This is a genomic window from Ensifer sp. CCNWLY38 (assembly GCF_037120565.1).
GTDB classification, from domain to species: Bacteria; Pseudomonadota; Alphaproteobacteria; order Rhizobiales; family Rhizobiaceae; genus Ensifer; species Ensifer adhaerens_H.
Map to the genome: position 1 here is coordinate 1 of NZ_JBBBBO010000028.1, position 25,779 is coordinate 25,779.

General features: G+C 61.9%; 26 protein-coding genes and 1 pseudogene. 10 read left to right on the forward strand and 17 right to left on the reverse strand.

Features of this window, described 5'->3' with window-relative positions; all coding sequences use genetic code 11:
- The coding region (cysT, locus tag V7S54_RS32635) for a sulfate ABC transporter permease subunit CysT (RefSeq protein ID WP_336409918.1) at positions 1-570 on the reverse strand (570 nt) is incomplete at its 3' end.
- 419 nt (positions 571-989) lie between these two features.
- Between cysT and V7S54_RS32640 the strand changes: the two genes are divergently transcribed.
- Positions 990-1,601 (forward strand): RBBP9/YdeN family alpha/beta hydrolase, encoded by a 612-nt coding sequence (locus tag V7S54_RS32640; protein WP_336409919.1) that lies wholly within the window; start codon positions 990-992, stop codon positions 1,599-1,601.
- A gap of 322 nt (positions 1,602-1,923) precedes the next feature.
- Positions 1,924-3,330: an FAD/NAD(P)-binding protein gene (locus V7S54_RS32645; RefSeq protein WP_057252130.1), complete on the forward strand. Its 1,407-nt coding sequence runs from the start codon at positions 1,924-1,926 to the stop codon at positions 3,328-3,330.
- A 25-nt stretch (positions 3,331-3,355) separates the two neighbouring features.
- On the opposite strand, the gene V7S54_RS32650 is transcribed toward V7S54_RS32645, so the two are convergent.
- From V7S54_RS32650 to V7S54_RS32665, 4 genes are all read right to left on the reverse strand, one after another.
- Positions 3,356-4,207: an ABC transporter permease subunit gene (locus V7S54_RS32650; protein ID WP_336409920.1), complete on the reverse strand. Its 852-nt coding sequence runs from the start codon at positions 4,205-4,207 to the stop codon at positions 3,356-3,358.
- Positions 4,204-4,995 (reverse strand): taurine ABC transporter ATP-binding protein, encoded by a 792-nt coding sequence (locus tag V7S54_RS32655; protein ID WP_336409921.1) that lies wholly within the window; start codon positions 4,993-4,995, stop codon positions 4,204-4,206. Before V7S54_RS32655 ends, V7S54_RS32650 begins: the two co-directional genes overlap by 4 nt.
- A 77-nt stretch (positions 4,996-5,072) precedes the next feature.
- Complete coding sequence (gene tauA, locus V7S54_RS32660; protein ID WP_336409922.1) at positions 5,073-6,080, reverse strand: taurine ABC transporter substrate-binding protein; 1,008 nt, start codon at positions 6,078-6,080, stop codon at positions 5,073-5,075.
- Positions 6,081-6,259: 179 nt separating this feature from the next.
- Positions 6,260-6,808, reverse strand: a complete 549-nt coding sequence (locus V7S54_RS32665; protein WP_442892645.1) for a flavin reductase family protein — start codon at positions 6,806-6,808, stop codon at positions 6,260-6,262.
- Positions 6,809-6,995: 187 nt separating this feature from the next.
- Here V7S54_RS32665 and ssuD point away from each other — a divergent pair, with 187 nt between their 5' ends.
- Both ssuD and V7S54_RS32675 read left to right on the forward strand, forming a co-directional pair.
- Positions 6,996-8,177 (forward strand): FMNH2-dependent alkanesulfonate monooxygenase, encoded by a 1,182-nt coding sequence (ssuD, locus tag V7S54_RS32670; RefSeq protein ID WP_336409923.1) that lies wholly within the window; start codon positions 6,996-6,998, stop codon positions 8,175-8,177.
- The gene (locus V7S54_RS32675; RefSeq protein WP_336409934.1) at positions 8,171-9,658 is read left to right on the forward strand and encodes an FAD/NAD(P)-binding protein; all 1,488 of its coding nucleotides are present in this window, start codon (positions 8,171-8,173) and stop codon (positions 9,656-9,658) included. The genes ssuD and V7S54_RS32675 overlap by 7 nt, the downstream gene beginning before the upstream one ends.
- Here the strand turns inward: V7S54_RS32675 and V7S54_RS32680 are convergent.
- The 5 genes from V7S54_RS32680 to V7S54_RS32700 form a co-directional block, all read right to left on the reverse strand.
- Positions 9,648-10,361, reverse strand: coding sequence for an MOSC domain-containing protein (locus V7S54_RS32680; RefSeq protein WP_336409924.1), 714 nt, complete (start codon positions 10,359-10,361; stop codon positions 9,648-9,650). The genes V7S54_RS32675 and V7S54_RS32680 overlap by 11 nt on opposite strands.
- Entirely contained in the window at positions 10,354-11,061 is a 708-nt protein-coding gene (locus tag V7S54_RS32685) for a glutamine amidotransferase (RefSeq protein ID WP_336409925.1), read from the reverse strand. The genes V7S54_RS32680 and V7S54_RS32685 overlap by 8 nt, the downstream gene beginning before the upstream one ends.
- Before the next feature lie 12 nt (positions 11,062-11,073).
- Complete coding sequence (locus V7S54_RS32690; protein ID WP_083203891.1) at positions 11,074-11,637, reverse strand: redoxin domain-containing protein; 564 nt, start codon at positions 11,635-11,637, stop codon at positions 11,074-11,076.
- A gap of 48 nt (positions 11,638-11,685) precedes the next feature.
- Complete coding sequence (locus tag V7S54_RS32695; RefSeq protein ID WP_065377399.1) at positions 11,686-12,234, reverse strand: carboxymuconolactone decarboxylase family protein; 549 nt, start codon at positions 12,232-12,234, stop codon at positions 11,686-11,688.
- Between the two features lie 214 nt (positions 12,235-12,448).
- Positions 12,449-13,105 carry a MarR family winged helix-turn-helix transcriptional regulator gene (locus V7S54_RS32700; RefSeq protein ID WP_336409926.1) on the reverse strand — a complete coding sequence of 219 codons (657 nt, stop codon included), beginning with the start codon at positions 13,103-13,105 and terminating at the stop codon, positions 12,449-12,451.
- 151 nt (positions 13,106-13,256) lie between these two features.
- Between V7S54_RS32700 and V7S54_RS32705 the strand changes: the two genes are divergently transcribed.
- The 4 genes from V7S54_RS32705 to V7S54_RS32720 all read left to right on the forward strand — a co-directional run bounded on the left by V7S54_RS32705 (position 13,257) and on the right by V7S54_RS32720 (position 17,461).
- Positions 13,257-13,703: a pseudoazurin gene (locus V7S54_RS32705; protein ID WP_442892646.1), complete on the forward strand. Its 447-nt coding sequence runs from the start codon at positions 13,257-13,259 to the stop codon at positions 13,701-13,703.
- Between the two features lie 115 nt (positions 13,704-13,818).
- Complete coding sequence (locus V7S54_RS32710; RefSeq protein WP_336409927.1) at positions 13,819-14,349, forward strand: MgtC/SapB family protein; 531 nt, start codon at positions 13,819-13,821, stop codon at positions 14,347-14,349.
- Between the two features lie 437 nt (positions 14,350-14,786).
- Positions 14,787-16,661 (forward strand): patatin-like phospholipase family protein, encoded by a 1,875-nt coding sequence (locus V7S54_RS32715; protein ID WP_336409928.1) that lies wholly within the window; start codon positions 14,787-14,789, stop codon positions 16,659-16,661.
- 329 nt (positions 16,662-16,990) lie between these two features.
- Positions 16,991-17,461, forward strand: a complete 471-nt coding sequence (locus V7S54_RS32720) for a histidine kinase (RefSeq protein WP_065377409.1) — start codon at positions 16,991-16,993, stop codon at positions 17,459-17,461.
- Positions 17,462-17,578: 117 nt separating this feature from the next.
- Here the strand turns inward: V7S54_RS32720 and ppk2 are convergent, their stop codons facing one another.
- The 6 genes and pseudogenes from ppk2 to V7S54_RS32750 form a co-directional block, all read right to left on the reverse strand.
- The gene (gene ppk2, locus V7S54_RS32725) at positions 17,579-18,430 is read right to left on the reverse strand and encodes a polyphosphate kinase 2 (RefSeq protein WP_336409929.1); all 852 of its coding nucleotides are present in this window, start codon (positions 18,428-18,430) and stop codon (positions 17,579-17,581) included.
- Complete coding sequence (locus V7S54_RS32730; RefSeq protein ID WP_336409930.1) at positions 18,399-20,195, reverse strand: SulP family inorganic anion transporter; 1,797 nt, start codon at positions 20,193-20,195, stop codon at positions 18,399-18,401. The genes ppk2 and V7S54_RS32730 overlap by 32 nt, the downstream gene beginning before the upstream one ends.
- A gap of 282 nt (positions 20,196-20,477) precedes the next feature.
- Positions 20,478-20,609, reverse strand: a pseudogene (locus tag V7S54_RS32735) (nuclear transport factor 2 family protein); the annotation flags it as partial.
- Positions 20,610-20,876: 267 nt separating this feature from the next.
- Positions 20,877-21,077, reverse strand: coding sequence for a hypothetical protein (locus V7S54_RS32740; RefSeq protein ID WP_065377394.1), 201 nt, complete (start codon positions 21,075-21,077; stop codon positions 20,877-20,879).
- 321 nt (positions 21,078-21,398) lie between these two features.
- Positions 21,399-22,163, reverse strand: coding sequence for an SDR family NAD(P)-dependent oxidoreductase (locus V7S54_RS32745; RefSeq protein ID WP_336409931.1), 765 nt, complete (start codon positions 22,161-22,163; stop codon positions 21,399-21,401).
- A gap of 233 nt (positions 22,164-22,396) precedes the next feature.
- Positions 22,397-23,437, reverse strand: a complete 1,041-nt coding sequence (locus V7S54_RS32750) for a LacI family DNA-binding transcriptional regulator (protein ID WP_065377393.1) — start codon at positions 23,435-23,437, stop codon at positions 22,397-22,399.
- Here V7S54_RS32750 and V7S54_RS32755 point away from each other — a divergent pair.
- The gene (locus V7S54_RS32755) at positions 23,436-23,960 is read left to right on the forward strand and encodes a hypothetical protein (protein WP_234793232.1); all 525 of its coding nucleotides are present in this window, start codon (positions 23,436-23,438) and stop codon (positions 23,958-23,960) included. The two genes, V7S54_RS32750 and V7S54_RS32755, sit on opposite strands and share 2 nt — an antisense overlap.
- Before the next feature lie 122 nt (positions 23,961-24,082).
- Here the strand turns inward: V7S54_RS32755 and V7S54_RS32760 are convergent, their stop codons facing one another.
- Positions 24,083-24,571 (reverse strand): RidA family protein, encoded by a 489-nt coding sequence (locus V7S54_RS32760; RefSeq protein WP_336409932.1) that lies wholly within the window; start codon positions 24,569-24,571, stop codon positions 24,083-24,085.
- Positions 24,572-24,763: 192 nt separating this feature from the next.
- On the opposite strand from V7S54_RS32760, the gene V7S54_RS32765 reads away from it, so the two are divergent.
- The gene (locus V7S54_RS32765; protein ID WP_336409936.1) at positions 24,764-25,462 is read left to right on the forward strand and encodes a TetR/AcrR family transcriptional regulator; all 699 of its coding nucleotides are present in this window, start codon (positions 24,764-24,766) and stop codon (positions 25,460-25,462) included.
- Positions 25,463-25,779 lie beyond the last annotated feature (317 nt).

Sequence of the window (25,779 nt, forward strand, 5' to 3'; positions counted from 1 at the left end):
GAAGCGGCTGGCGCCAAGCGTGGCGGCGGCTTCTTCCACCTCCTTGTCGATCTCCTCCATGATCGGCTGCACGGTCCTGACGACAAACGGCAGGCCGACGAAGATCAGCGCGACGACGATGCCGGCGGGCGTAAAGGCGATCTTCAGCCCGAGCGGCTCGATGAACTGGCCGATCCAGCCGTTGCCGGCATAAAGCGTCGTCAGGGCAATGCCGGCAACGGCGGTCGGCAAGGCGAACGGCAGGTCGACCATGGCATCGATCACCCGTTTGCCGGGGAACCGGTAACGCACCAGCACCCAGGCGAGGATGACGCCGAAGACGAGGTTGATGACGGCGGCGAGAAACGCCGTGCCGAACGAGATCTTCAGGGCATTGAGCGTGCGTGGATCGAGCGCCAGCTCAAAGAACTTGGCCCAGCCGAGCCCGCTTGCCCGCCACACCAGTCCCGACAGCGGGATCAACACGATCAGCACCAGCCAGCTCAGCGTGATCCCGAGCGACAGCCCAAAGCCAGGCAAAACACTCGGCTGGCGAAATCGCCAGCGGCTCCCATTGCGTCGGTCCGTCAACTTCCGGTCACCTTTTCAGCCCTGCAACCGCAAACGGTCGCGCCATCCCCTCATCCAAACCGATCATCAAGTCGCCGGTTGGCCGGCTTGTCAGAGCGCCGGTGTATTTCGGCGCCAAACTAACAATTTCACGGGCTCCAACAACGCAAATTTTTGACGCTGGGACGGGTCACAAGGAAACTGATTTCGCTTTTGAGCCGCGTCGGTGGAAACACTCTACTGCGAATATTGTTCCATGCCGGAATGTCGATCGCGTCGACGTGAACTTCAGGTAAGAAAATAAATACTATCGAATTTATAGATATTAGGTATTCCTTGCTTCTCCGCCATCTGTCGCTTGCGCATAGTCGATCCAGAACCGGACCTGCTTGCAACGGGTCGTTGTAACTCCCGGATCGCCTTCGCAAGAGATTGATGTCATGGCAAAAACGCTCATCATTCCGGGATTGTTCGGGTCCGACGAGGGACACTGGCAACGCCATTGGCTGAGAGATCACCCGGATGCCGCTCTGGTCGAACAGGTGGATTGGAACCGGCCGAGGCTCGATGATTGGCGCGATGCTCTCGAACGCGAAATCCTCCGGCACGGAATCGTCGACCTGGTGGCCCACAGCCTCGGCTCGATTCTTGTTGCCAACCTGGCGCGGCGTCCCCTGGCAAGACATGTGCGCAGCGCGCTGCTTGTTGCGCCCTGCGACCTTGACCCAACCGACCGGCTGCATCCCGGCGCCATCGATTTCGGCGCGATGCCCGACCTGCCGCTCCCTTTTTCCAGCCTCGTCGTCGGCAGCCTCAACGATCCCTATATGGCTTTCGATCGCCTGCGGCACGTATCGACACGATGGGGCAGCCGTCTCGTCGACCTTGGCTATGCCGGCCATATCAATATCGCCAGTGGCTTCGGCCGCTGGTCGCATGGCTATGATCTGTTGCGTGTCCTGAACGGCATCGCGCGCCGGGAACAACCGCGTGCGCAACCGATCGAACGAGAGGTCATGGACCGCTCACCCGTGCCGAGCGGCCTGGCCTGAAGCCCTGTAAGGCGAGCTAGCCCGACGGGCTCTTCCACATGGCACTTGATGTTCAGATCGTTTCGCGCTCTAATAGCGCACTAACTTTATAGAGTATGCCGTCTAGGGATGACCATGCACCAAAGTGCCAGGCCAACCAGAACAACGGATACGGGCTCGGCCGCTGCCGCGGCGGGCGCTATGTTTTCCCGACCCCGCGACTATGTCGTATATCGAGACGTTGGTCGGCAATATTCACAATTCGGTCGGTGTCCGCGTTCCGAACCGAAACAGCCATGCATTTGAGACTTCGCCGGGTAGAACCGGCCATGGGAGAGTGCAGATGACTGTCCATGGATTGTTTGCGAAGGTCGCTCCCGAGGGAGCCGCTGCGAGAGCCAAACCGCATATCGCTATCATCGGCCGAGGCTTTTCCGGCGTGATGATGGCCATTGCGCTGATGAAGTCGGTGCGGACTGCGTTCCACGTCCACCTCTTCGATCCGCAGCCGACGATCAGCGGCGGGCAGGTGTTGGCCGCCGCCCAGAGTGGCGAGATCCTCAACAGCCGAGTGCGCGACCTTTCGGTCGCCGCCGGCCAGCCGGAGGATTTCAATGAGTGGCTGTTGGCGAATGCCGAATTCCGCGCGGCGGTTTCCGCCGCAATTCCCGGCTTTCAGCAGATCTTCGTGCCGAAGAGCATCTTCAGCGACTACGTCTATCAGCGCTTTTCCGAAGCGCTGACCCGCCGCCCCGATATTTCGATGCAGCTTTCCTGTCAGGCGGTACTGGGGCTGCGCAAGCAAGCCAATGGCCGCTTCCTGGTGGTGCAGGAGGAAGCAACGGTGGAGTGCGATGCCGTCGTGCTGGCAACCGGTTTCGGCCTGCGCCAGGGCGAGATGGAGATCGCCGAGGAGGAGAAGCCGCTGGTGCGCGCCCGCCGCCTCGTCGTGCCGCGTCATACGGTCCTGCTCGGTAGCGGCGTTCGGGTGGTCGACCGCCTGCTGCAATTGCGCGACAACGGCTTTGCCGGCGAGATCACCATTCTCTCCCGGCACGGCTTTCTGCCGCAGCCACACACGCGCCTCGCTGCGGCGCCGACCTTCCCTGTCGAGCCGATGCCGACCCGGCTCGGCGATATCGTTCGCTTCGTCCGGCAGGCTTGCGCGGAGGCGGAAGCTTCCGGCCTTGGCTGGCAGGCGGCCATGAACGGCCTGCGCAGGCGCGCACGTTCCCTATGGCAATCTTTGCCTGAGGAGGAAAAGCACCGGTTCAACCGGCACCTTCGGTCGATCTATGACAGCCACCGCAACCGCCTGCCGGCGCCCCTGCACCTGCGGCTCCAGCAGGAGCTTGCCGGCGGGCAAACCACCATTCGGAAGGGCTGGGCGGGCAAGCGCCGTCCTGATGGCTTGATGGTGCGCTGGGCGGGTGAGAGCGAGGAGACGTTGCTTTCCGCCGATCAGGTGATCGACTGTCGCTGCTCGGCGCCGGACCTTCGGGCACCGCTGATGCAGAGCCTTTTTGCCGGTGGCCTGGCGGAGCCGGACGAACTCAGTCTTGGGATTGCCGTCAGCCCGGCTGGCGAAGTTCTGGCCGCCGGGCAGCCGACGCGTAACCTCTATGCGATCGGACCGCTCGGCGTCGGCAGCCTGCCGGACATCGACCTGGTGCCCGAAATCGTGACGCAGACCTATGCGGCGGCGCGATTGATCGCCACCCGACATCGCGTGACGCTGAAGACCGGGTGACGGTGACACCCGATCCCACCGGGCTTCAGCGTCGTGTCGCCCATGGTACGAGCCACCGCTCGAGCAGGCGCGCCGTCATCTCGAAGACGAAAGCGACGGCCGCGATGACGACGATCCCAGCGATCACCACATCGGTCACCAGAAACTGGGCAGCCGACTGGATCATGAAGCCGAGGCCGCGTGTTGCCGCGACCAGTTCGGCCGCCACCAGCGTCGACCAGCCTGCACCAAGCGCAATCCGGGTCCCGGTCAGGACCGAAGGCAGGGCGCTCGGCAGGATGACATGGCGTAGCACCTGCAGACGCGACGCGCCAAAGGCGCGGGCCGCGTTGATGTGATCGGTCGAGGTGGATTTGACGCCGGTCGCCGTGGACAGAATGATCGGCGGCAACATTGCGAGCGCAATGACTGCGATCTTGGAGGCCTCGCCGATCCCCAGCCAGATGATCACCAGCGGCAAATAGGCAAGCGGCGGCAAGGGGCGCAGGAATTCCACGATCGGATCGAGAATGCCTTTCCCGAGCCGGCTTGTGCCGATGGCAATACCGGCCGGCACGCCGAGGAGGACTGCGACTGCAAGAGCCCCGAAAATCCGCAGAAGGCTGGCGCCCACGTGCTGGGCGAGGGTCGCGTCGACGAAGCCTGTGACGGCGAGGCTTTGCAGAGCCTTGTAGACGGCGAGCGGCGAGGGCAGGAACAGCGGCGAGACGAGAGCATAGCTTGAGGCAAGGCTCCAGAGGGCGAGCAACGCAACGACCGTCGCCAGGGATATCCAGGCGAGCGGTAGCGGCGATCTCGTCGTGCCCCGTTCCGGTTGCTCGACGATGTCGCGCGGTTGATGCGTCGTCGACGGCGCGCTTTCGATCGAGAGGCTCATGCGGCGATCCCTTCGTCTTCGGCATGGATGAGAGCGGTCAGTTCGTCATGCAAGTGCCGGAACGCAGGCGAACTGCGTATCTCGGCGAGCGGTGCACCGGCCAGAAGATCCCGACCGAACGTGGTTGCGATCTCGCTGGCAATGCGCCCGGGATTGGGCGCGAGCACAATGATGCGGGTCGCGAGCAGAAGCGCTTCCTCGATACTATGGGTGATCAGGAGCGCGCCGACGCCGCTCTTCTGCCAGACATCGAGAAGAAACCCCTGCATCCGGCTGCGCGTGAGTGCGTCGAGTGCGCCGAGCGGTTCATCCATCAGCAGGAACTTCGGGTCTGAGGCGAGCGCTCTGGCGATGCCGACCCGCTGGCGCATGCCGCCGGAGAGCTCCCAGACGTGTCGGTTCGCCGCATCAGGCAAACCGACCCGGGTGAGGAGGCTCCGCGCTCTCTCCAGCCGCTCCGGCCTCGCAATACCGCGCAGGTGAAGCGGAAAGGCGACATTGTCGAGAGCGGTCAGCCACGGATAGAGCGCATCGTCCTGGAAAACCACGGCCCGGTCTGCACCCGGACCCGCAACTGGCCGGCCATCGACGCAGACCTGACCGCTGCTTGCTGCCACGAAGCCAGCCGCCAGATTGAGAAGACTGGTCTTACCCGAGCCGGAGCGACCGATGACGACGACGAATTCGTCACGGGCGATCTTTAGATTGATAGAGGCGAGAACCGGCGTGGTCCTGTTGTCGGAAGCCGCGTAGCGCAGCGTGATATTTTCGAGCGAAAGAACGGACATCCTGCTGTTCCAGGCTGGGTGGCACCTCAACATGCTCGCCCAGCCATCTGGAAGGGCGAGCTATCGAACGGGCGGTCTCAGAACGAGAGCTTCGCTGCCTCCTGCGCCCATCGAGCGGAGACGTAGGACGTGTAATCCGGAAGCACCGCGGGAATCTTGCCCTGCTCAAGCAGGAAGGCCGAGGTCTCGGCGATGGCCTTGGCCGTCGCTCCGCCCAAGAGATCGGAACCTGCCTGCTCTTCAAGCGAAGGGAAATAGTAGCCCTTGAGCAGGTTCGGCACCTCCTCGGGCTTTGCGCCGGTGAGGCGGGCGATCTTCTCCACCTCAGGCGAGCCGGCGTTCCAGCTTTCCGGCTTTGCGCGGTAATCCGCATAGGCGTCGCCGGTCACCTTGACGAAACCGGTCACGACATCCGGATGCTCCTCGGCAAACTTCTTGCTGACGATCCAGGCATCGAAGGTAGGACCTCCCCATTTCGCCACGTCGCTCGAGGTCGCAAGCACGGTCGCGGTCTTCTTGATCTCGGAAAGCACCGGATCCCAGACATAGGCGCCGTCGATATCGCCGCGCTGCCAGGCAGCTGCGATTTCCGGGGGGCGAAGGTTGAGGATTTCGACCGACTTCGGATCGATGTTCCAGTGTTTCAGGGCCGTGAGCAGGCTGTAATGCGCCGTCGAAACGAAGGGGGTCGCGATCTTCTTGCCGGCAAGCTGCTCCGGCTTGTCGATGCTCTTGACGGCCAGGGCCTCGGCTTCGCTGATCAGTCCGACGACGAAGATGGTTTCGAGGGGGATTTGCCGGCTGGCGGCCGCAGCGAGCGGCGACGAGCCGACATAGCCGATGTCGATCGACCCGGAGGCGAGTGCGGCGATTACGTCGGCACCGCCATCGAACTTCTGCCAGGTGATCTTGGCGCCAGTGACTTTTTCGTAGGTGCCATCGGCCTGCGGCACCCGAGACGGTTCGACGATCGGTTGGTAACCGATCGTCAGCGTCGTTTCGGCAGCGTGGGCGGGGAAGGTGGCCTGGCTGGCCAGAAGCAGGGCCGCGCTTGCGGCAAGAAGGGTGCGTCTGCGGATCGTCATTGTGTGCTCCTCAACGGTAGGGTCCTGGCCCCGCTGCGGAGCCTCAACACAATGCTGATTAAAAAGATGGATTTGATATAGATAATTTATTCCGCATTTCGCTTTCCCGCAGTGGTCCCATTCCAAAATTGCGGCGTTTCGGCGCAGCTTCGTGCGCCTGCCGGGGTCCCGCAGCGAGGCTAGAGATCAAGGCCGCCGTAGCGGCCGTTGTGATAGATGATCGGCTCGCCGGAGCCCGCGCTGATCGCCACGACCCGGCCGAGGATGATGGCGTGGCTGTGGCGCTCGATGATTTCCTCGACCTCGCAGTCGATCGCGGCCAATGCCCCGCTCAACGCTGACGCGCCGCTTGCCAGCCGAACCCAGTCGGCTCCTTCATAGCGGGCAGGGCCTTTTGCTCCATCAAGGCCGGAGAAGCGCTCCGCCACCCTCTGATGCTCTCGCGAGAGGACGTTGACGCAGAAATGCCGGTAGCGCTGGATGATCGGCCAGGTCGAAGACGTCCGGTTGATATTGACGATCATGGTCGGCGGGTCCACCGACAGCGCCGTCGCCGAGGTGACGGTGGCACCCGTCCGGTCGTCTCCGATGCCGGCAGTGATCACGGAGACGCCCCCTGAGAAATTGCGCATCGCCGCCTTGAGGGCGGGCGCCGCGATCGGTTCGTAGCCGTTGCTGGTTGGAATACCTGCGTCGAATGCTGGAGATGCGGCGAGCGCGATCGTCATGGCCAGTCCCTCGAAAATTTCGCCTAATTCCCGATCGCAAACCGGCGATACGAGAAAAGCTTTTCCTCGCATCAAAAATGATAGCCTGATTTTTGATTGTCAATAAAGTTTATAGAGTTTATGCTGTTTTGCAGTCGGCAAGGCGATCATGGCTGCCGAAAACGAGCTTGCGAGGAGGCATTTGCCGATGAACACTGCGCCCGTGAAAATCCCCGAAAAGATCAATGTTCTCTGGTTTCTGCCGACCCACGGCGACAGCCGCTATCTCGGCACCACGCGAGGCGGCCGCAATGTCGATATCAACTATCTGAAGCAGGTGGCGCAGGCAGCCGACTCGCTCGGCTATTACGGCGTGCTCATCCCGACGGGGCGCAGCTGCGAAGACAGCTGGGTGGTCGCCTCGGCGCTGGCGCCGCTCACGGAGAAACTGCGGTTTCTGATTGCGGTGCGGCCAGGGCTTCTATCACCGACGCTGGCAGCGCGCATGACGGCGACGCTCGACCGGATTTCGAACGGGCGATTGCTGATCAACGTCGTCACCGGCGGCGACCCGATCGAAAACAAGGGCGACGGCATCCACCTCTCGCACACCGAGCGTTACGAGGTGACGGAGGAGTTCCTCAACATCTACAAAGCCGTGCTTCGCGGCGAAGAAGTCGATTTCAAGGGGAACCACTTCGATATCGAGGGCGGCAAGCTGCTGTTTCAGCCGGTGCAGAAGCCGCATCCGCCGCTCTATTTCGGCGGCTCCTCAGGCAAGGGCCAGGAAGTGGCGGCGCGCACGATCGACAAGTACCTGACCTGGGGCGAGCCTGTCGAGGACGTTGCCAGGAAGATTGCCGAAGTTCGTGCGCTCGCCGACGCCGAGGGCAGGGAGGTGACCTTCGGCATCCGCCTTCATGTGATCGTGCGCGAAACCGCCAAGGAGGCATGGCAGGCGGCCGACGAACTGATACATTATGTCGATGACGACACGATTGCCGCCGCACAGAAGGTGTTCGAGCGTATGGATTCGGTTGGTCAGAGCCGCATGAGTCGCCTGCATGGCGGCCGACGGGACAAACTTGAAGTCGCTCCGAACCTCTGGGCAGGGGTCGGCCTGGTGCGCGGTGGCGCGGGCACGGCCCTTGTCGGCGACCCCGACCAGGTGAAGGCTCGCATGGAGGAATACCGGCAGGCGGGTATCGATAGTTTCATCCTGTCCGGTTATCCGCATCTGGAGGAGGCCTATCGTTTCGGTGAACTGGTGCTGCCGAACCTGCCGCTTGCCCATGCGGTTCCGGCCCGCGAAGCGTCGATCAACACCGGGCCGTTCGGCGAGACGATTGCCGGGGATCATCGTCCGAAACTGAAGGTTTCCCAATCGTGACAGGACCGACGCGCCGACCCGTGATCGCAATCGTCGGCGGCGGCTTCACCGGGGCGGCGGTCGCTGCAAATCTCGCGCGGAACGCAGCAAGCGACGGCGCGAACATCATCGTCTTCGAGCCGCGGGCGCGCCTCGGCGCGGGCCTCGCCTATGATACGGACAATCCTGCGCACCGTATCAATGTGCCGGCCGCGCGCATGAGCCTGATCCCCGACGATCCCGACGATTTCCTCAACTGGATGGCGGCAAAAGGTGAACCGCGCGGCGATCCCGAGGCTCTGGCGGTCGATGGCAATCTCTATCCGCGCCGAGCGGTCTTTGGTCGCTACGTCTGCGAGTTCGTCGCGCCGTTCCTGAAAAGTGGAAAGGTCGAGCATCGGCGCGAACGTGTCGCGCATATCGAGCGCCACAGGGATCGTTGGCGGCTGAGCAGCTCTGCCGGCACCGAACTGCTGGCCGATATCGTCGTTATCGCCACCACCCATCCGGCGCCCTGTGCCCCCCGGCGCCTGGATCAGGCACTCGACGGCCACCCGCGCTATGTGCCCGATTCCACGGTTGCAGGTGCCCTGGCCCGCATCCGCGCCGATGATCACGTCCTTGTCGTCGGAAACGGGCTGACGGCAGCCGACGTAATTGCCTCGCTGGGGCTCGCCGACCATCGCGGACCGGTCGTCGCCCTTTCACGCCGGGGCTTGCGGTCACGCGGCCATCCCGGAGTGCCCCAGGAGCCGTTCGGCGATTTCGCCAGCGACCCGGCGCGAACCGCGCTCGAATTGCTGAAGCGGGTCCGACGTGCCGTGCAGGACGCAGCCGACATCGGGACGAGCTGGCATGGGGTTTTCGATGCGCTTCGTAGCCAGGGTGGCCAGATCTGGCGGGCCTTGCCCGTGGCGGAGCGCCGCCGCCTCGTGCGCCATCTGCGTCCCTTCTGGGACGTTCACCGTTTTCGCGTGGCGCCGCAGATCGATGGAACGATCCTGCATGGGCTGGAGCAAGGGCGGCTCCGAATCCTCGGCGCTTCGATCGAGGAGGTGGAGAGACGCGGTCATGTCATCGCCGTCGATATCCGTCACCGACACACCGGTCACCGGGAGCGTTTGCTGTTCGATGCCTGTGTGGTGACGACCGGCCCGGCCCATACCGGCATCCTCTCGAGCCAGGGCTGGCTTGCAGACCTTGCTTCACAGGGATGGCTACGTTTGGATGACGTGGGCTTGGGGCTCGCCTGCGACGAGGCAAGCCGCGCGATCGGGGTGAACGGCGCGGCTGAGCCATCGCTGATCGTTGCCGGACCGCTGGCGCGCGGTACCTTCGGTGAGCTCATGGGGCTGCCGCAGGTCAACGACCACGCGATTTTCGTCGCCGAAGAGATTGCAGACATGCTGGCGAAATCGAGGCGAGATAACCGGCATGTCGCTTCCGTGGCAAAAATCCAGCAAAGGCCGGTAACGACCGTCCGCGGCGCCGCTAGCCGTTGACCGGCGTGGTTTCACCATCGAGACGCCGCGACCAGTCCTCGACCGTGCGCGTCTGCAGGCGTTTGGCCGCATAGTCCCGCCAGCTGGATGGAAGAATGGCAAGATTGGCGATCTCTTCAAGCGCCTCGCGGTTGAGCGTATCGACGTAGAGAAAGTGCCAGAGCCGGGCGATCGTCCACTCGGGATGGCGGCGCTCGACGAGATGCATTCGCTCGCCAGTCGAAACCGGTCCAGCCTCGATGACGCGATAGTACCAACCGGTGCGGCCGGATTGCTGAAGGCGCCGCGCCATGTCGGGCAAGTCGAAGCGGCGGTTCAATTTCCAGCAGGGCTGCCGGCCCTGGCTCACTTCCAGAAGGGCGCCGCCGAGGCGAAACCGATCTCCGACCGCGACATCGCCCTCCGTCAGCCCCAGGGTCGAGAGATTTTCGCCGAAGGCGCCCGGCTGTTTTAACAGTGGTATGAAGCCGATCTCGTCCGTCCAGGCCCGATAATGATCCCGCGGGTAGTGATGCACGGCCTTGTCGACACCGCCGTGCCTTTTGAGATCGCCCTGATGATCGCCGGAAAATCCGGTAGCACAGAGCTCAACGGCGCCGTCGATCGGATGTTTGTCGATGCCGCTCACGGTTCCCCGGTCGTCGATCGGCGCGAGGTTGCCGACGAGCAAGGCGTCGATTGCGATCCGCTGCCGGTCAATCATCGATTTGCTCCAGCCACTCGCCAATCATCGCTGCGGCGCAGCGCTTCAGATTGGGGCCGAAGCGCTGGGCATCGGCACGAAGATCCGGCACGCTCAATCCTGCAGCCGCCAATTCGCAGGCATGGCCGACCAGCCAGTGTTCGAAGGCAGCACCCGTTTCGGCCTCAGGATGAAACTGCAGGCCGAGGATCTTGCGTCCGCGCATGAAAGCCTGCTGCACGATTTGCGGCGTCGACGCCAGCAGGTCAGCGCCGGGCGGAAGGTCATAGGTGTCGCCATGCCAGTGCAATACGGAAACGTCGGCGAGATGACGGAGAGGCGAGGCGAGACCTGAAGCAGAGAGGGTCAGCGGTGAGAAACCGATCTCCTTGATGCCGGAGGAATAGACGCGAGCGCCGAGCGCCCGAGCGATCAGTTGCGCACCCAGGCAAAGGCCAAGGGTCGGCCGATCGGCGGCAAGACGCGCTTGCAGCATCGCGATCTCGTCCGCGACGAAGGGATAGGCAGTCTCCTCATAGACACCGATCGGACCGCCGAGCATCACGAGAAGATCCGGTTCGGTCGGACTGAACGAAAGATAGTCTGCATCGCCGACATCTCGATACTCGATGGCAAACCCTGCCGCATGCAGTGGATCCGCAAAGGTGCCAAGGTCCTCGAAATGCACGTGCCGTACGGCGACGGCCTTCCTTGCAGTCATCATCCGTCTCCTCTAGCGGCGTCCATCATGCGTGTTGGGGACCGAGCAGCCGTCGCTCGTGCACCCGAGCGTTTCCGGACTTGCTGCGGCGAAATTCGGGATCGGCGCGGCGAGCAGTGTCGCGAGGCGCGCACCGATGACCATGTCGTCTTCGATCCCGAAGCGATGGTGTTCAACGTGACCGTCACGGCCGATGATGATCGCTGTCGGCGTGCCGCGCATGCCGTAGCGCTCCATCGTCTTCGGTATCGGCCCATCGTCCGATGGTTGGTCGACGGCGATCGGGAAGGTCAGCCGGTATTCGTGAATGAAGGCCTTGAGCGCGTCCGGCGTCATGATCGCGTGATGCTCGAACACCGAATGCAGGCCGATGACCTGCAGGTCGGTCTCGCGGAAGACGGTCTGGACGCGCTGAGTCTGCGGCAGGCCGTGCGAGACGCAGGACGGGCAGAGCATCTGAAAGGCATGGAGAAAAACGACCCGTCCGCGCAGCCGTTCGAGGCTGAAAGGCGCAGGCGTGTTGAACCAGGTCGAAACGGCGAGTTCCGGGGCGGTGATCCGATAGTTGCTGTTCATTGTCATCTCCGGAGATGGCCGGACGGGCGATGCCGTCCGGCCGCCTTGTCAGGCCGCTTCGCGAACGAGCTTCACACCGGGGAAATCGACCGGTACGGCAAGCGCGACGTTGATGTAGTTCGTGAAGAGGTTGAGCGCGACATGGGCGATGATCTCGACGACATCCTGATCGTCGTAACCGGCATCACGCAGCGCCCGCACGTCGGCATCAGTGATCTGGCCGCGTGCTTCGACGAGTTTTTGGGCGAAGGTCAACGCCGCCGCCGTCTTCGGGTCGGACGACTTGCCCCGTTGCGCGCTCGCCATTTCGTCGGCGGTCGCTCCGGCCTTGCGTCCAAGTGCGGTATGGGCGGCCAGGCAATAGTGGCAATCGTTGCGGTCGGCGACGGCAACGGCGATCTGCTCGCCGAGCTTGGCGCCGAGGCGGCCGTTTCCGAGCGCGCCGAAAGAACCCCACATGCTGGCAAGGGCAGCCGGCGAGTTGGCGACCGCCCGGAACATGTTGGGGGCGATGCCGAAGGCGGAGCGGATTTCGCCAAGCAACTCGCCACTGGCGCCGGTTGCCGAATTGGGGTCAACTAGATTAATTCTGCTCATGGTTTTCTCTTTCTATTTGCGTGGAGGGAGAAAATTGCCGGTCCGCCGATGGCAGTCGTCGGACCGGCGCCGACATCATCGGTGCCCGCTCGCGGTACTGAGAACGGTGCTCGCAGGCCCCGATGTTGAAGCTGGTGGCGAGAGCATGGCCGCTCCTCGCTCGGTCTTGCGTCGGGCCCGGCAGCCGGCGCGTGTGTTTCCTTTCATTCTCATTTCAAGCCGCGCCGCGGTTGAAAACCCGCCAGGCAGCGTCCCGGTCCGCATCGTCGGCGCTTTCAAATTCCCCGCAGTCAACGCGTAACTCTGCTGGCCCGAATGCGGCATCGACGAAGGCGCAATGGTGCGGTGCCTTCGGATCGTCGTAGACATGGGGCCGGAAGTAGCGACAGTTGACGCACATGCGCTGTTCCGGAATGGCGCCGGCCGACTGCAGGCGGCGGATGATCTTGACGAGGTGTATCAACAGGTCCTCCTGCTCGAGCTTGGAGAGCGCCGCAATGGCGTCCTCCGTGGCCGATGCCAGTTGACCGGCCTGGCGTACCGCGGCTTCGCCCTGCAGAGTCGCCGCGACTGAAAGGGCCCGCGCGTCGTTGGGGTCGGCCCGTTTCTCGACGAGCCCCTTGCGCAGGAGCGCATTGACCGAATCCGTCGTCGTCGGCTGGCTGACGCCGAGATAGGCGGCGATCTGCTTGACGCGCATACCGCTCCGGTCGCGGGCGACGAGAAAGGTGAGTATCTGCAATTGCGTCGGATTGAGGCCGACCGCCTCGGCGGCCGTCCAGGCCTCGCTGCGCATGGCCGTTGCCACGCGCGATAGCCCGTCACCAATCCGGTCGACCAAGGTGGGTGTATTGCCAGGTTCGTTGCTCATGGTGTCGTTTGTATAGGATTCCTATCTATTGTCAATGAGCGTTCGAAAAGCGCTGCGAATTTGACGCGCATCAAAGTAGAGGGGGCATCGCGGGCCTATTTCTCTGTTCGAACAACCCGAGTACGGGCTGGTCGCTCAAATGGAGAAGACGATGTTGAATGCAATCAAGAGCGGGTTGGGTATCGCCATCGCGGCAATGCTTGTCGCAGCACCTGCAGCCGCCGCAGACTTCGAAGTGCACATGCTGAACAAGGGCAAGGACGGTGCGATGGTGTTCGAGCCGGCGTCGCTGAAAGTTGCGCCCGGCGACACGGTCACCTTCATCCCGACCGACAAGGGGCACAATGTCGAATCCATCAAGGGCATGATCCCGGATGGCGCCGAGGCTTTCAAAAGCAAGATCAATGAAAACTACAAGGTGACCTTTACCGCTCCCGGGGTTTACGCCGTCAAATGCACGCCGCACTACGGCATGGGCATGGTCGGCGTTGTCCAGGTCGGCGACGCTCCTGCCAACCTTGACGCCGTGAAGGCTGCCAAGAACCCGAAGAAGGCGCAGGAGCGCCTGGATGCCGCCTTGGCGGCGCTCGGAAACTAAGCGTCTGGCTACGGTTCGGAGCGGAGTGGGGACAGGCCGCTCCTGGCGACCGCGCACTGGGTGAGGCGCGACGCCATCATGCGGAACCAATGCGAAGGCTTCGCGTTGGTTCCGCATGGATCAGATCACTGCCGAGTTGTTCCCGCCTTCACAGATTCCCTATCCCATCATATTTGCGCGCATCCTCGGTGCGCTGTTTTTAGGTGCCGTCATCGGCTTCGAGCGCGAGGCAAAGGCACGGCCGGCGGGGCTCAAGACCCATATGCTCGTCTGCCTTGCCGCCTGCACCTTCGGCATCATCTCGCTCGAAAGCGTCCGTCTCGGAGGTTTCTTCGACGATCGCGTCCGCCTCGATCCGCTGCGGGTTGTGGAAGCGGTGACGGCGGGCGTCGCCTTTCTCGCCGCCGGCACCATCGTGCTTTCCAGGGGTGAGGTTCAGGGGATAACGACGGGCGCCAGCCTCTGGCTCGCGGGGGCCATCGGTCTTGCGGTGGGCTTCGGTCAATGGGTTGTTGCCGGCTTTGCGGTTGCCTCAGCCTTCTCTGTCCTCTTCGTCATCGGCTCCATCGAGGCGCGGGCCATGCCCCACCAAAAGCCGGACGTCGAACCACAGGACGAGGCGAGCAATACCCACGTCAAGCGTTAGGATTGACCCTCACGCGATTTGATCGAGCGCCCGGCCTTCTTATCAAGTTATCAATTCGCATGAGTTAACGATGTTACTATGTTGATTTTTATATTTATTGTTGCTTGCCGTACGGGGTCTTTCTCCCAGCTCATTCTCGTCAAATCCCAGGCCGGTAGAGCGTTGTGCAGGGAAAATTCTGGCGCGCCCGAAGCGTCCTGCTTATCGTCCACACGGCGGCGATCAGTCTTGCCGAAAAGTCAAATATACCTATCTAAACAAGATATTGCGCCATATATCTCGTCTAATTGGGGGGCACGACAGCCGAACAAACGGCGCCGCTCGTCGACGGTTTGAGCACACCGCGCTCCTGGTTGATGGCGGATCGCACCAAATCTGTTCGGCAATTCCTGCCGAAACCGCTAAGCTCGACAGACGCTGTATCAAGGAAGGTTCGAATGGACTCCAACCGTTCCCTTGCTGCCAAATTGCTATCGGCGACGCTGTTGTTCGACCAGACGTCTTTATCCGCATTGGAGGCTCTGGCCGCCAACTCCGATCGCAGGATCTTGCGCCGCGGCGAAATTCTGGTTCGTGAGGGAGACCGCTCGGACCGTTTCTTCGTCGTTCTGTCGGGCCGCTTCACGGTGCACCGCGAGGGAGCTGCCCAGCCCGTCGCCGAGATCGGCCAGGGGGAGCTTGTCGGCGAGGTCGGCTTCTTCGCCGCGCTGCCGCGCATTGCCACCGTGATTGCAGCGCGTGATTCCATCGTACTCGAGATTCGCGACGACCAGTTCGAGAGGGCTGCCAAGGCGTTGCCCAGCCTGCGCCAGTCGGTGACGACGTTTCTCGCGCGCCGGTTCGCCATGCAGTCTCCAGCGGCGGCGCAGCAGCCCTGCAGGCTTCGGACGCTGGCGATCGTTCCTGCAGGCCGCAGTCGGATTTCACCTGATTTCATCGGGCAACTCCGCACCGCATTTGCTGCGGACAAGCGAGTCGTGTTCTTGACCCGAAGGGATCTCGAAGACCGCTTCGCCAGCCTTCCGATCGACGATCAGCCCGTGCTCGACTGGCTGAACCATCTCGAGATCAAGGCCGATATCATCGTTTATGTCGCCGATGACGAGCCAAGCGAATGGACGCGTGTGTGCATCCGTCAGGCTGACAACGTCCTGCTGTTTGCCGATGCATCCGACCCGCCGGGGCTCAGCCCCTGCGAGGCGCTGGCGCTCTCGGTCCATACGCCGTCCAACCTTCGGCTTGTACTTGTTCACCGGACGCGCGCGGCAACGGTTACCGGAACCGCCGCCTGGCTCGACGCACGGCCCGGCGTTCGCCAGCATCACCACGTTTCGCTGGAAGATCGGCTGGATGTCGAACGTCTGGCCCGCTTCCTCTCAGGCGAGGCCAGGGGCTTTGTCGCCGCCGGCGGGGGCTCGCTCGGCTGCGCGCATATCGGCGTCTACAAGGCATTCGTCGAGGCGGGTGCGTCCTTCGACTATCTCGGCGGCACCAGTTCCGGAGCCGCAATCATGGCTGGCTTCGCCAGCGGATTGGACGCCGACGCCATCGATCGGGGAACAAACGTCATCTTCGTCAAGAGCCGCGCGTTTCGTCGCCTCACCTTACCGCAATATGCACTGCTCGATCATAAGGTGCTCGACCGCACGCTGCAGGCGGAATATGGCGACGTTCTGATCGAGGATCTCTGGCTTCCGTTCTTCGCTCTATCGACCAATCTCAGCAGCCGGCAGGCGCATGTCCACCGCCGGGGAAAGCTTTGGCAGGCCGTCAGGGCCTCGGGCTCGATCCCCGGCGTCTTGCCGCCGTTCTTTACGGCCGAAGGCGACATGCTTGTGGATGGCGCCATCATGAACAATCTGCCGCTGGAGCAGATGAAAGAACTCAAGACCGGGCCCAATGTGGTCGCGAGCCTGGGGTCCGACGGACCACGGAAACATCATATCGACTATGACAGCATCCCGGGAGCGTCCGAACTGGCGGTGCGGATGCTCACACCCTTCGGTCGTGCCAACCTGCCGAAGGTCCCAAGCGTGATCCAGGTGATCACGGCGAGCGTGCTGGCCCACCGGCCGGAAGAAGTCATGCTCGGTGACCGCGATCTCCTCGTCTCCCCGCCAATTTCGAGCGCAATCGGGTTCATGGACTGGAGCCGACATTCCGAGCTCTACGTCGAAGCTTACGACTGGACAAAACGATGGATCGAGGACCGCCTTAGCGAGAGCGACCCGAAGCTCCTGCAGATACTTGGCATTCAGCCTGGGCACGAGTTGTCGCAGACAATCGGTAGCAGGGGCGTATTCGGTGGTTGAAGGTGTGGCGGTGAAACGTGATTGTCCCGGAGTTCCGGGTGAATATCATCGCTCATTCCGAATTGTCACCGTCCTCTTGCGGTTGTAGTATTTCAGGGTAGCCTTGTGGGGGATTAGCCCACATCGGCTATTTCGTTTGGTGGTGAGAAAGATCAATAAATAGAGAGCCCTTGGACAGGCAGCGGCTCGAATTCGAAAATGCTTCGTCCCCGGATTGGTATGCCGATCGGGTTCCCTTGGATGTACCTGCGGGACGTCTTTGGCATGCGGCGCACGGCAAGCGTGTGCCCCGCCACAGTGTTCCCATTTGCTTGAAGTGGATCGACACGATGCCTGAGAAAAAAGATCTAGACCCGACCGCAAAACCCTTAAGCGCCCAAGATCTGAGAAAGCAGATGCTCGAGCGCGAGATGGAGGAAATGGACAAAGAGCGGCGGCTGAAAGCCATCGAAGAACAGAAGCATGCCGACTTTGCCGCTGATTTTCTCAAAGAACATGTGACGGAAGAGGAAATTGGTATCGTCCGCCGCCTTGTCGCGAACGCCGTCAAGGCCGGCAAATTCGAGGCGTTGGTCTATAGCTTCCCCTCCGAGCTTTGCACGGATAGCGGCCGCGCCATCAACAGCGCTGACCGTGACTGGCCGCAGACCCTGCAGGGCAAGGCGAAGGAATTTTTCGATCGCTATCAGACATACGGCAAGCCGCAGGGCTATAAGCTGAAGGCGATGATCATCAACTTTCCGGGCGGTGTGCCCGGCGATGTCGGGTTCTTCCTGAATTGGGCTCCGGACAAGGCTTAGGCGCGACCATGCCCGGTGTCGAATGACGCACCGGCATCCGTGGTTCCGCATTCCTACTATCAGGGAATGCTCAACCGTTTCTGTAAGCCCGCGCCAGAAGGCGCGGGCTTATCAGCCTTAGAAAACGTCAGGTACGGTTCTGCGAATGTGATCGTCGTCCGCGAAGCCGCCCGGTCGCTTCTGGCGCTTGCCGAGGTCCGGTTCGGAGAACTTCACGCGCTCATAGGGGATCGAGGCGAGAATATGCGAGATGCAATTGATCCGCGCGCGCTTCTTGTCGTCTGACGGTACGATCCACCAGGGCGCATACTCCGTGTCCGTCATGCGGATCATCTCGTTATAGGCCCGGGTATAGTCCCACCAGCGCTGATAGGACTCGACGTCCATGGGGCTCAGCTTCCACTGGCGCAGCGGGTCTGCGATGCGCTGGCGGAACCGGCGCTCCTGTTCCTTTTCGCTGACATCGAGGAAGTATTTCAGCAGGACGATGCCGCTTTCGACCATTGCCGCTTCGAAGCGCGGTGCGAGTTCGAGGAAGCGTCGGGCGCTGTCATCCGAGCAGAAACCCATGACCCGTTCCACGCCCGGGCGGTTGTACCAGGACCGGTCGAAAATCACCACTTCGCCGGCTGCGGGCAAATGTTGTATGTAGCGTTGCATATAGATCTGGGATTTTTCCCGCTCCGTGGGGGCGGGCAGGGCCGTGACCCGGAAGACACGGGGGCTGACGCGCTCGGTAAGCCGCCTGATCACGCCGCCCTTGCCAGCGGCATCGCGTCCTTCGAAGACGATGACGATACGGGCGCCGGTATTTTTCACCCAGGCCTGGAGGTGTGCGATCTCCTCCTGCAGTCGGGCGAGCTCCTTGGCGTAGCCGCCGGATGATCGCTCCTCTGATGCCGCTGCTTCGGCAGCCTTGTCGGCGCCGTTCTTGTCCTTATTCTTTTTCTTGCCTTCGTGCTTTCCCATCGTTCCCTCCCGTTTCGATACTGCGCGCTGTTTTCATGGCGTTGGAGTTCGCAGCGAATTCTCCGTCCGCCACCTCGCCTTTTCCGTACCGCGCCTCGTAAGCGTCGAGCGCGTCCTCCATGCCTTCGAAGATCATGCTCGGCCCAATTCTCTCGATGATGCCCGCCCGATCCAGCAGGGCGCGGGCATCCGTGTGCAATTCCGCCAGACCGAGCGCAATGTCGCGCGCCTTTAGTTCATCGGCCAGTTCCCCGAGCATCTCGGCGGCGGTGCTGTCGATCTGGGGGATCGCACTGGCATCGATGACCAGCCAATGGGCCGGCGGCGGCAACTCGTCGGCAATGGCCGTCAGGCGCTCCCGCACATAGTCCGCATTGTAGAAAAGCAGGCTGTCCTGGATCATGCAGGCGCCGAAGCCCGGCACAGGACGTGCATCCGGTGCGCGATGCAGCTTATAGAAGCCGTCCCGACCAGGAATCCTGCCGAGCAGGGCGTCGTGCGGATACATGGCCTGCAGCAGCAGATAGATCAGCGTTGCAGCAATGGCGATGACCACGCCGTTCAAGACGCCGAGGCCGATCGGTCCCCACAAGGCGATCAGGGCAAAAACGAACTCGATCCGGTTGACGCGCCATATCCGCCTGAGGCCTTCGAGGTCGATCAAGCTGAGTGCCGTTGCCGCGAGAATCGCACCCAACGCCGCTATCGGCAGGATGCGCAGAACGCTGCCGAGAAACACGAGCACCGCCATGAGGGTCGCGGCCGCGACCAGGCTTGCGATTTGCGAACGACCGCCGACAGCAAAGTTGACGGCGGTGCGGGAATCCGAAGCGGTGACCGGAAATGTCCCGAACAGCCCGGCGGCGAAGTTTGCCGCACCGAAGCCCGTCAGTTCGCGGTTCGGATCGACGCGATAGCCGCCGAGTGTTGCGAAACTACGCGCGGCGATGACGCCGGAGCCGAAACTGACAAGGAAAATGGCGGCTCCGCCGGTCAGCAAGGCATCGATCGGCAGGTTCCCGATGCGCGGCAGGATGAGCGACGGCAGCCCTTGCGGTATGTCGCCGACGACCGCCATTCCGCGTCCCTCGAAGTCAAAGAGAAAGGAAAGCAGCACAGCCGCGAAAACGACTATTACCGGCCCCGGTATGGGCGAGCGATAGATGCGGGCCACTTGCAAGAGCGCAAAACAGGCCAAGGCAAGGGCCAGGGTGGGCCAATGGATCGAACCGGCCTGCCGCAGGAGTTCGAGCAGGGGCGCTATCAGGCCTTCGGACTCGATGTTGACGCCGGTAACGCGCTTGATCTGCCCCACCAGGATGGACAGCGAGATGCCGGCGAAGAAGCCGGTCAGGATCGGGCGTGACAGAAAGGTCGCCAGCACCCCGAGCCGCACCAGGCGCGCAATTAGGCACAGGATGCCGACGATCAGCGCCAGCAGCGCGGCCGCTGTCACGCGGTCGACGGTCGCGTCGGATGTAGCGAGTACCGTTGTCAAAACCGCTGCCAACACGGTCATCGTGGCAGCGTCCGGTCCAACGATGAGCTGGCGCGAGGGGCCGAATAGCGCATAGGCGATGAGCGGCGTGATGCTGGCATAGAGGCCGGTTTCGGCGGGCAGTCCAGCTATGGCCGGGTAGGCGATGGCGCTGGGAAGGCCAACGGCGGCAATTGCAAGTCCGGCGGAGATATCGTTGCGTAGCCATCCGACGCGATAACCATCCAGGTTCGCGAGCAAAGGCAGGCGAGGCAGAGTAAATGCCATGCTTAGGCCCCCGGACTATGCCTCCTCCAGCCGGCAACGGTTCCGCGCCGAACAAGAGGGTCAAACCAATGGACCATAGCATTGCGAATATTAGAGATGCAAAACTTTTCGTTTTGCCTGGCCACGCACGATGCGCAAAAGTTGCAGCGTCCGCTCAGTGAAAGCCTCCACAACGTGTGCCGATCCTGATCTCACCGCGAAGCGGCATGCGACCGCACGTCCGCAGGTACGCCTACACGGGACACCAGAAACCCGAGATTGCCTTGATTGGACGTGCGCGGCCTATCCCTTCACGTATCCCAGGCCCTCAACGATCTTTCCATCCCGAACGCGCATGATGTTAACTCCGCGAACCCGGTCCGTCTCGTTTTCGCTCCAGCGGAGCTGCCAGCGGATGATCCCGCGGTCGGCGACGGCCTGCTCGAAGTCGGATATCTAGACGATCCGACGCGAACTCCCGTCTTGGTCGAAGAAGCGCTGGAGATGCTGCTGGTCCGGCGCGAAACTCAACACAGCGCTTGAGCGTGTCGGCGAGATTTCCCGCCGACGAAGGGCGTTCCACAACGCGGGTGCCGCCGGATTGCGAGGCTTCCGTGACGGAGCGCTGCGCGCGACTGAGGCGCAAGATGGCGCACCACGCCGAACGGCGCAGTCCATGGAAATGCCGTCCGGGCGTCGCTGTTAGACCTTGGGCATGACGCCTTTGTTGACCAGCCATGTCTCGAAGGTGCCCGGGCATCCTTCGTTGAGCCATCTTCCCCGATAGGAAAAACCGGGGGTGGCGCGTCCGCCGCCGACGAAGCCATCGTCGTAACGACCGGTCGCACCAACTGTTTTATGCATCTTTCCGGGATGTTTCTTCTTGGCCTTTGAGAATTTCACTGGATATCCCCTACGCATTACAACCGTGAAGTCATAGCGTCTCACAATGCACGCGGCCGTCAAGGATTAGACAAATGCGTAAATGGGGTTAGGGAACTGGCCAAATGAAGCCGCCGATAGCGGCATGTGAAACCTGCCGTACCGATAGGCTTCACGTCGCTCTGGGCTCGGAGCTCGGGGCCAACTCGACGACGCCTGCGTGGTGCACTATTCCGATCTGGCCGCCGAGGGACTGAGCTCTGCCTGAACCAGACATTGAACACGGTGACGGAGCCGGGCTTTCGGGCCCCATCGCTCCGTCGCGCGGATATTGCTGCTGCGTCAGAGCGCGCGACCGCCATCCACCTGGATGATATGGCCGGTGGAAAAACCGAGCAGCGTCGCACAGGCCAGGATGGCTGCGGCAATATCGTCGACCTCGCCGATACGGGCGAGCGGGGTCGAGGCCGCGACCTTCTCATTGAAGCCCGAATCCCGCCCGGAAACGAATTGCGTGTCAACGACGCCGGGAGAAACGGCAAGCACCCTGACCTCCGGCGCCAGCACGCGGGCGAGAGCCTTGGTCATGACGTCGATACCGGCCTTGGCTGCGCAATAGGCAATATTCGACCCTATGCCGGTGAAGGCTGCGATCGACGAGATGGAGACGACGAGCCCATCGCCGGACTTTTTCAACAGAGGGGCGAAGGCCCGGATGGCTGCGAACTGGCTTCGCCAATTTACCTTGAAGATGTCGTCGATCAGTTCGTCGGTCAGTGCATCGAGATCCCGGTGGGCGATTGGCTTGGTGAAGGCGGCCGCATTGACCAGGATGTCGAGCCGGCCGAATTTTTGTTCGATGGTGCTGGTGAGGCCGCTGAGGGCGCTGGAATCCGTGATGTCGACGGCGTAGCGCGCGTGACGTTCCGCGTTTGCAAAGGAAGAAAGCGCAGCATCCGCGCTCAAGACGCTCTGTTCGCTCCGCGTATGGGTGATGAGAACCGTTGCGCCCGCCTCCGCAAACAGGCGCCCTGTCGCGGCGCCGATCGCACCGTTCCCGCCGATAAGGAGAACTGTCTTTCCAACCAAGGGCCGCGGATACGCCATAAGTTCCTCCCTCTTGACGCGCTTTCATCTCAATCGGCGGGAACCGCCTGCAATTAGACGATTGATCGATGCGAATTTAAAGCAATCGATTGCACGAAACAACGGGCAATCGATTGCCTTTCGAAGGCACGGTTTCTACGATTCTGGCTTGAGCCTGGAGAGGAGAGGTGGCTCTACAATGAAATCCGACACTGTTGGCGACCAGCGCGCGACCATTCGGCAGGGAACGATTGTCAGCGCCGTCGCGCAGCTACCGGCCCTGTGCTGTCGCGCTCCATGAGTTCCACCGGCAACACGGTCTCCAAGGGGATGTCGTCGTCTGCGCCGGAATTCATCAGGCGCAGCAGGATCGACGCGGCGGTGATGCCGGCATCGTATTGCTGGATCCTGACAGTTGTCAGCCGTGGACGCGCTAGATGGAGGAATGGCATGTCGTTGAAACCGCTGACGGAAATGTCCGACGGACAATCGAGGCCATTCTCCCGCAGAACGTCGATGCAGCCGAGCGCCAGGCGGTCGTTTGCGCAGAGCACGGCCGTGAAATCGTGCCCGGAGGCAAGCAGGTCACGCGTGCAGCGGGCGCCTTCGGCTTCGTCGAAGCGTATGGCGGTGACGATGAGTTCCGGATCGATGTCGATCGACATTCTCTCGGCGGCGCTGCGAAACGCCGCGAGGCGCAGCTGGCCGGTCGAAAGATCCTGCGGTCCGGCAAGATGCGCGATCCGCCGGTGGCCGAGTTTCGTCAGGTGGCGCAGCATCTCGCAGATGCCCATGTCCTCGTCATTGATGACGTAGGGGATGTTCGAACGTTCCACACGTCTGTTCAGCGTCACCACCGAGAGACCATCCTGGGCGGCTTTGGCAATTGAGGGATCGCTTCTGAGCACCGCCGCGTGAATGAGGCCGTCGACGCCCCGGTCCCTGAGCACTTCGAGAAGACGAATTTCGCGCTCGCGTTCGCTATCGGTGTTGACGATGATCGACGCGTATCCGAGCGGTTCCAGAACGCTTTCGATTCCGCGCAGGATCGGCGGGAAGATGGGGTTGGTGATGTCGGGGATGACCACGCCGACCGTCATCGTCCTGTTGGTGCGGAGCCCGAAGGCAATGCGATTGGGGCGATAGTCTAACCGTTCCGCCGCCGCCTGGATCTTTGCCACGACCTCTGGCGTGATGCTCTTTCGCTCAGCGGGGTCAAGCGCGCGCGACACGGTCGACACGTGAACGCCGGTCGCGCGCGCGATGTCCTTCAGGGTGGTTCGTTTCTTTTGCATGTATCACCTCGCTCCTCCATTTAAAATCTTGCCAGGAGTTTTGCAATCGTTCGCATGGTCGCTTGACAAAGCGCAAACGGTACGCATAATCGCGAACGTGCAATCGTTTGCACATCCAGTTTTCGGCAAGGCCGTTGAGGAGCTGCCCTGCCGTCGATCGAACACAAGGCGTGAGTGGCGTCCGGCAGAGCCGGGCGATTTGTCTTTTACTCAAATGCAAACGATTGCACGCAAAACCTCTGGGAGGAGAAGAAATGGGAATCAATCGGCTGATCGCGGCAGCAACCATCAGTGTGCTTTCAGCAAGCACCGTTGCCAGCGCTGCGGAAACAATACGGATCGGATGGTGGCGTCGCTGGTCATCTACTTTGCAGCCTGGGCGGTCCTGCAGCCTGTCTTCGGCAATGACGGACTATGGATCGCGCTGATCCTGTTCCAAAGTGCCCGCAGCGTTGCGTTTCGACTGATGCTGCCGCGGCTGGCCGATCGTACGTTTCAGACAGGAACGGTAGCGCCTGGCTGATTGCGTCGCTTAGGTGCGTCGTTCCAGGGCAGGGCGGAAGTCCAGCGGTGCGGGTTGCATCTCACGCCCCGCCGGAAGCGACGCTCTATAGACAACTTCTCGGGGACCTTGTCCGCACATTCCTACTGCAGAACGACGACGGCTTCGACCTCGAACAGCATAGGGTCGATTGCAAGCTTGGGAACGGGAACCAGGGTCTGTGCCGGTAGCGCCGTGCCGAACATTTCCTTGACGTTCTCGGTCAACACGCCAAGCTTTGACATGTCGTGGTCGACCACGAAGATCGTGAGTTTGGCGACCTGATCCGGCCGGGCGCCGAGCGCATCGAGGGCCGCGCGCAAATTCGCATAGGCCTGCTTAACCTGAACGGCGAAGTCGGGTGACAAAGCGCCCGTGCCGTCTTGGCCGCCCTGTCCGGAAATGTAGGCCACCCGGGCACCGGGGGGCGTGACCACCGCGGTGCTATAGCCATTCGGCGTAGGGTCGTAGAGGGTCTTGGGATTGACGATGGTCAGCTTGGGATTGCTCTCATTCGCCGTTGCTGCACTGGGAACTCCGATATTCATGATGATTAGCCCTCCGATAAGCACATGCTTGACTGTGCGTGACATGATTTTCTCGCTCCCAACGCCGTGAGCACGGCTCTCGCGCCGGCATGATTTGACCATGAGTCCGGTCATTGATGAATGACTCGTACGCTGTACGATTTATTTGCATCGTACAGCGTACGAGTCAACGGGTGAGGGTCGACATTCATCATGTTTCCGGCCAAATTCGATGGACTGATTGGCGAGGAAGACGGAATGGCGGCCAAAAATAGCGGCACGCGGACGAAACGATCACAACGGGCAAATGTGAAACGCCAACCCGGGCAGGAACCGCGCAGTGACGCTTCGCTTTCTCTGGAACGTATCGTAACGACCGCTGTGGAACTGCTGGACGCTGAAGGCGTCGACGGGTTGACGATGCGTCGGCTGGCCGATCGCTGCGGCTCGGGGGTGATGAGCCTCTATTGGCACGTCGACACCAAGGAGGATGTCTTCGATCTCGCGCTCGATTCGGTGCTCGAATATCGCGGCCCTTGGCAAACAGGTGAGGCCCAGGAGTGGCGTACAGAAGTCGTCCATATGCTCGAAGACTGGCGCGCCAGCATGCTGCGTCATCCTTGGTCGGCATCGCTATTGCCGAGGCGGGCACTTGGCGCAAACGTCCTCGGCCGTCTGGAACTGCTCGGCACGACCTTGTCCAGAGCCGGTGTCGCAGACGCAGATCTGAACGTGACAATCTGGTCGCTTTGGAACCATGTCCTGGGCGCCACCGTCACGCTCGCGAGCTTCGACCGATCGGACGAAGACAAGGCGGCCGCGCAGCAGCGCCTTACGCAGCTCAGTGAACGCTATCCGACGATCGAGCGCTCGCGGCTGTTGCTGGACAACGATTGGGACGGCACGTTCAGGAAAGGCCTCGATTTCCTGCTCGATGGCCTGACCCCGAAACAGTGAGACGCACGCGTCGAGGCAATCTTGTCGACATGCTGTTAGTGACGTCGTCTCAACCACATGCAAGCGGACAGGAGGGGAACGGGATGTCAAAGCTGATTAGAGGCGCGACGTTGCCAGCCAGTTAGAAATGCGACACTCAGCACCTCTGCTGGCGCTGACGGCAGCCCCGATCCGAGTTGACATTGACCAGCTCGTCGTCGCATCTCTAACTGGCCCAACTGTCGCATTACTAAATAGCCCTGTGAGTTCACGCCGAACTGCGACTTGCGCGTGCAACGCTAACCGACACGTCGCATTTGCGCGAGCAGTTTCTTGCG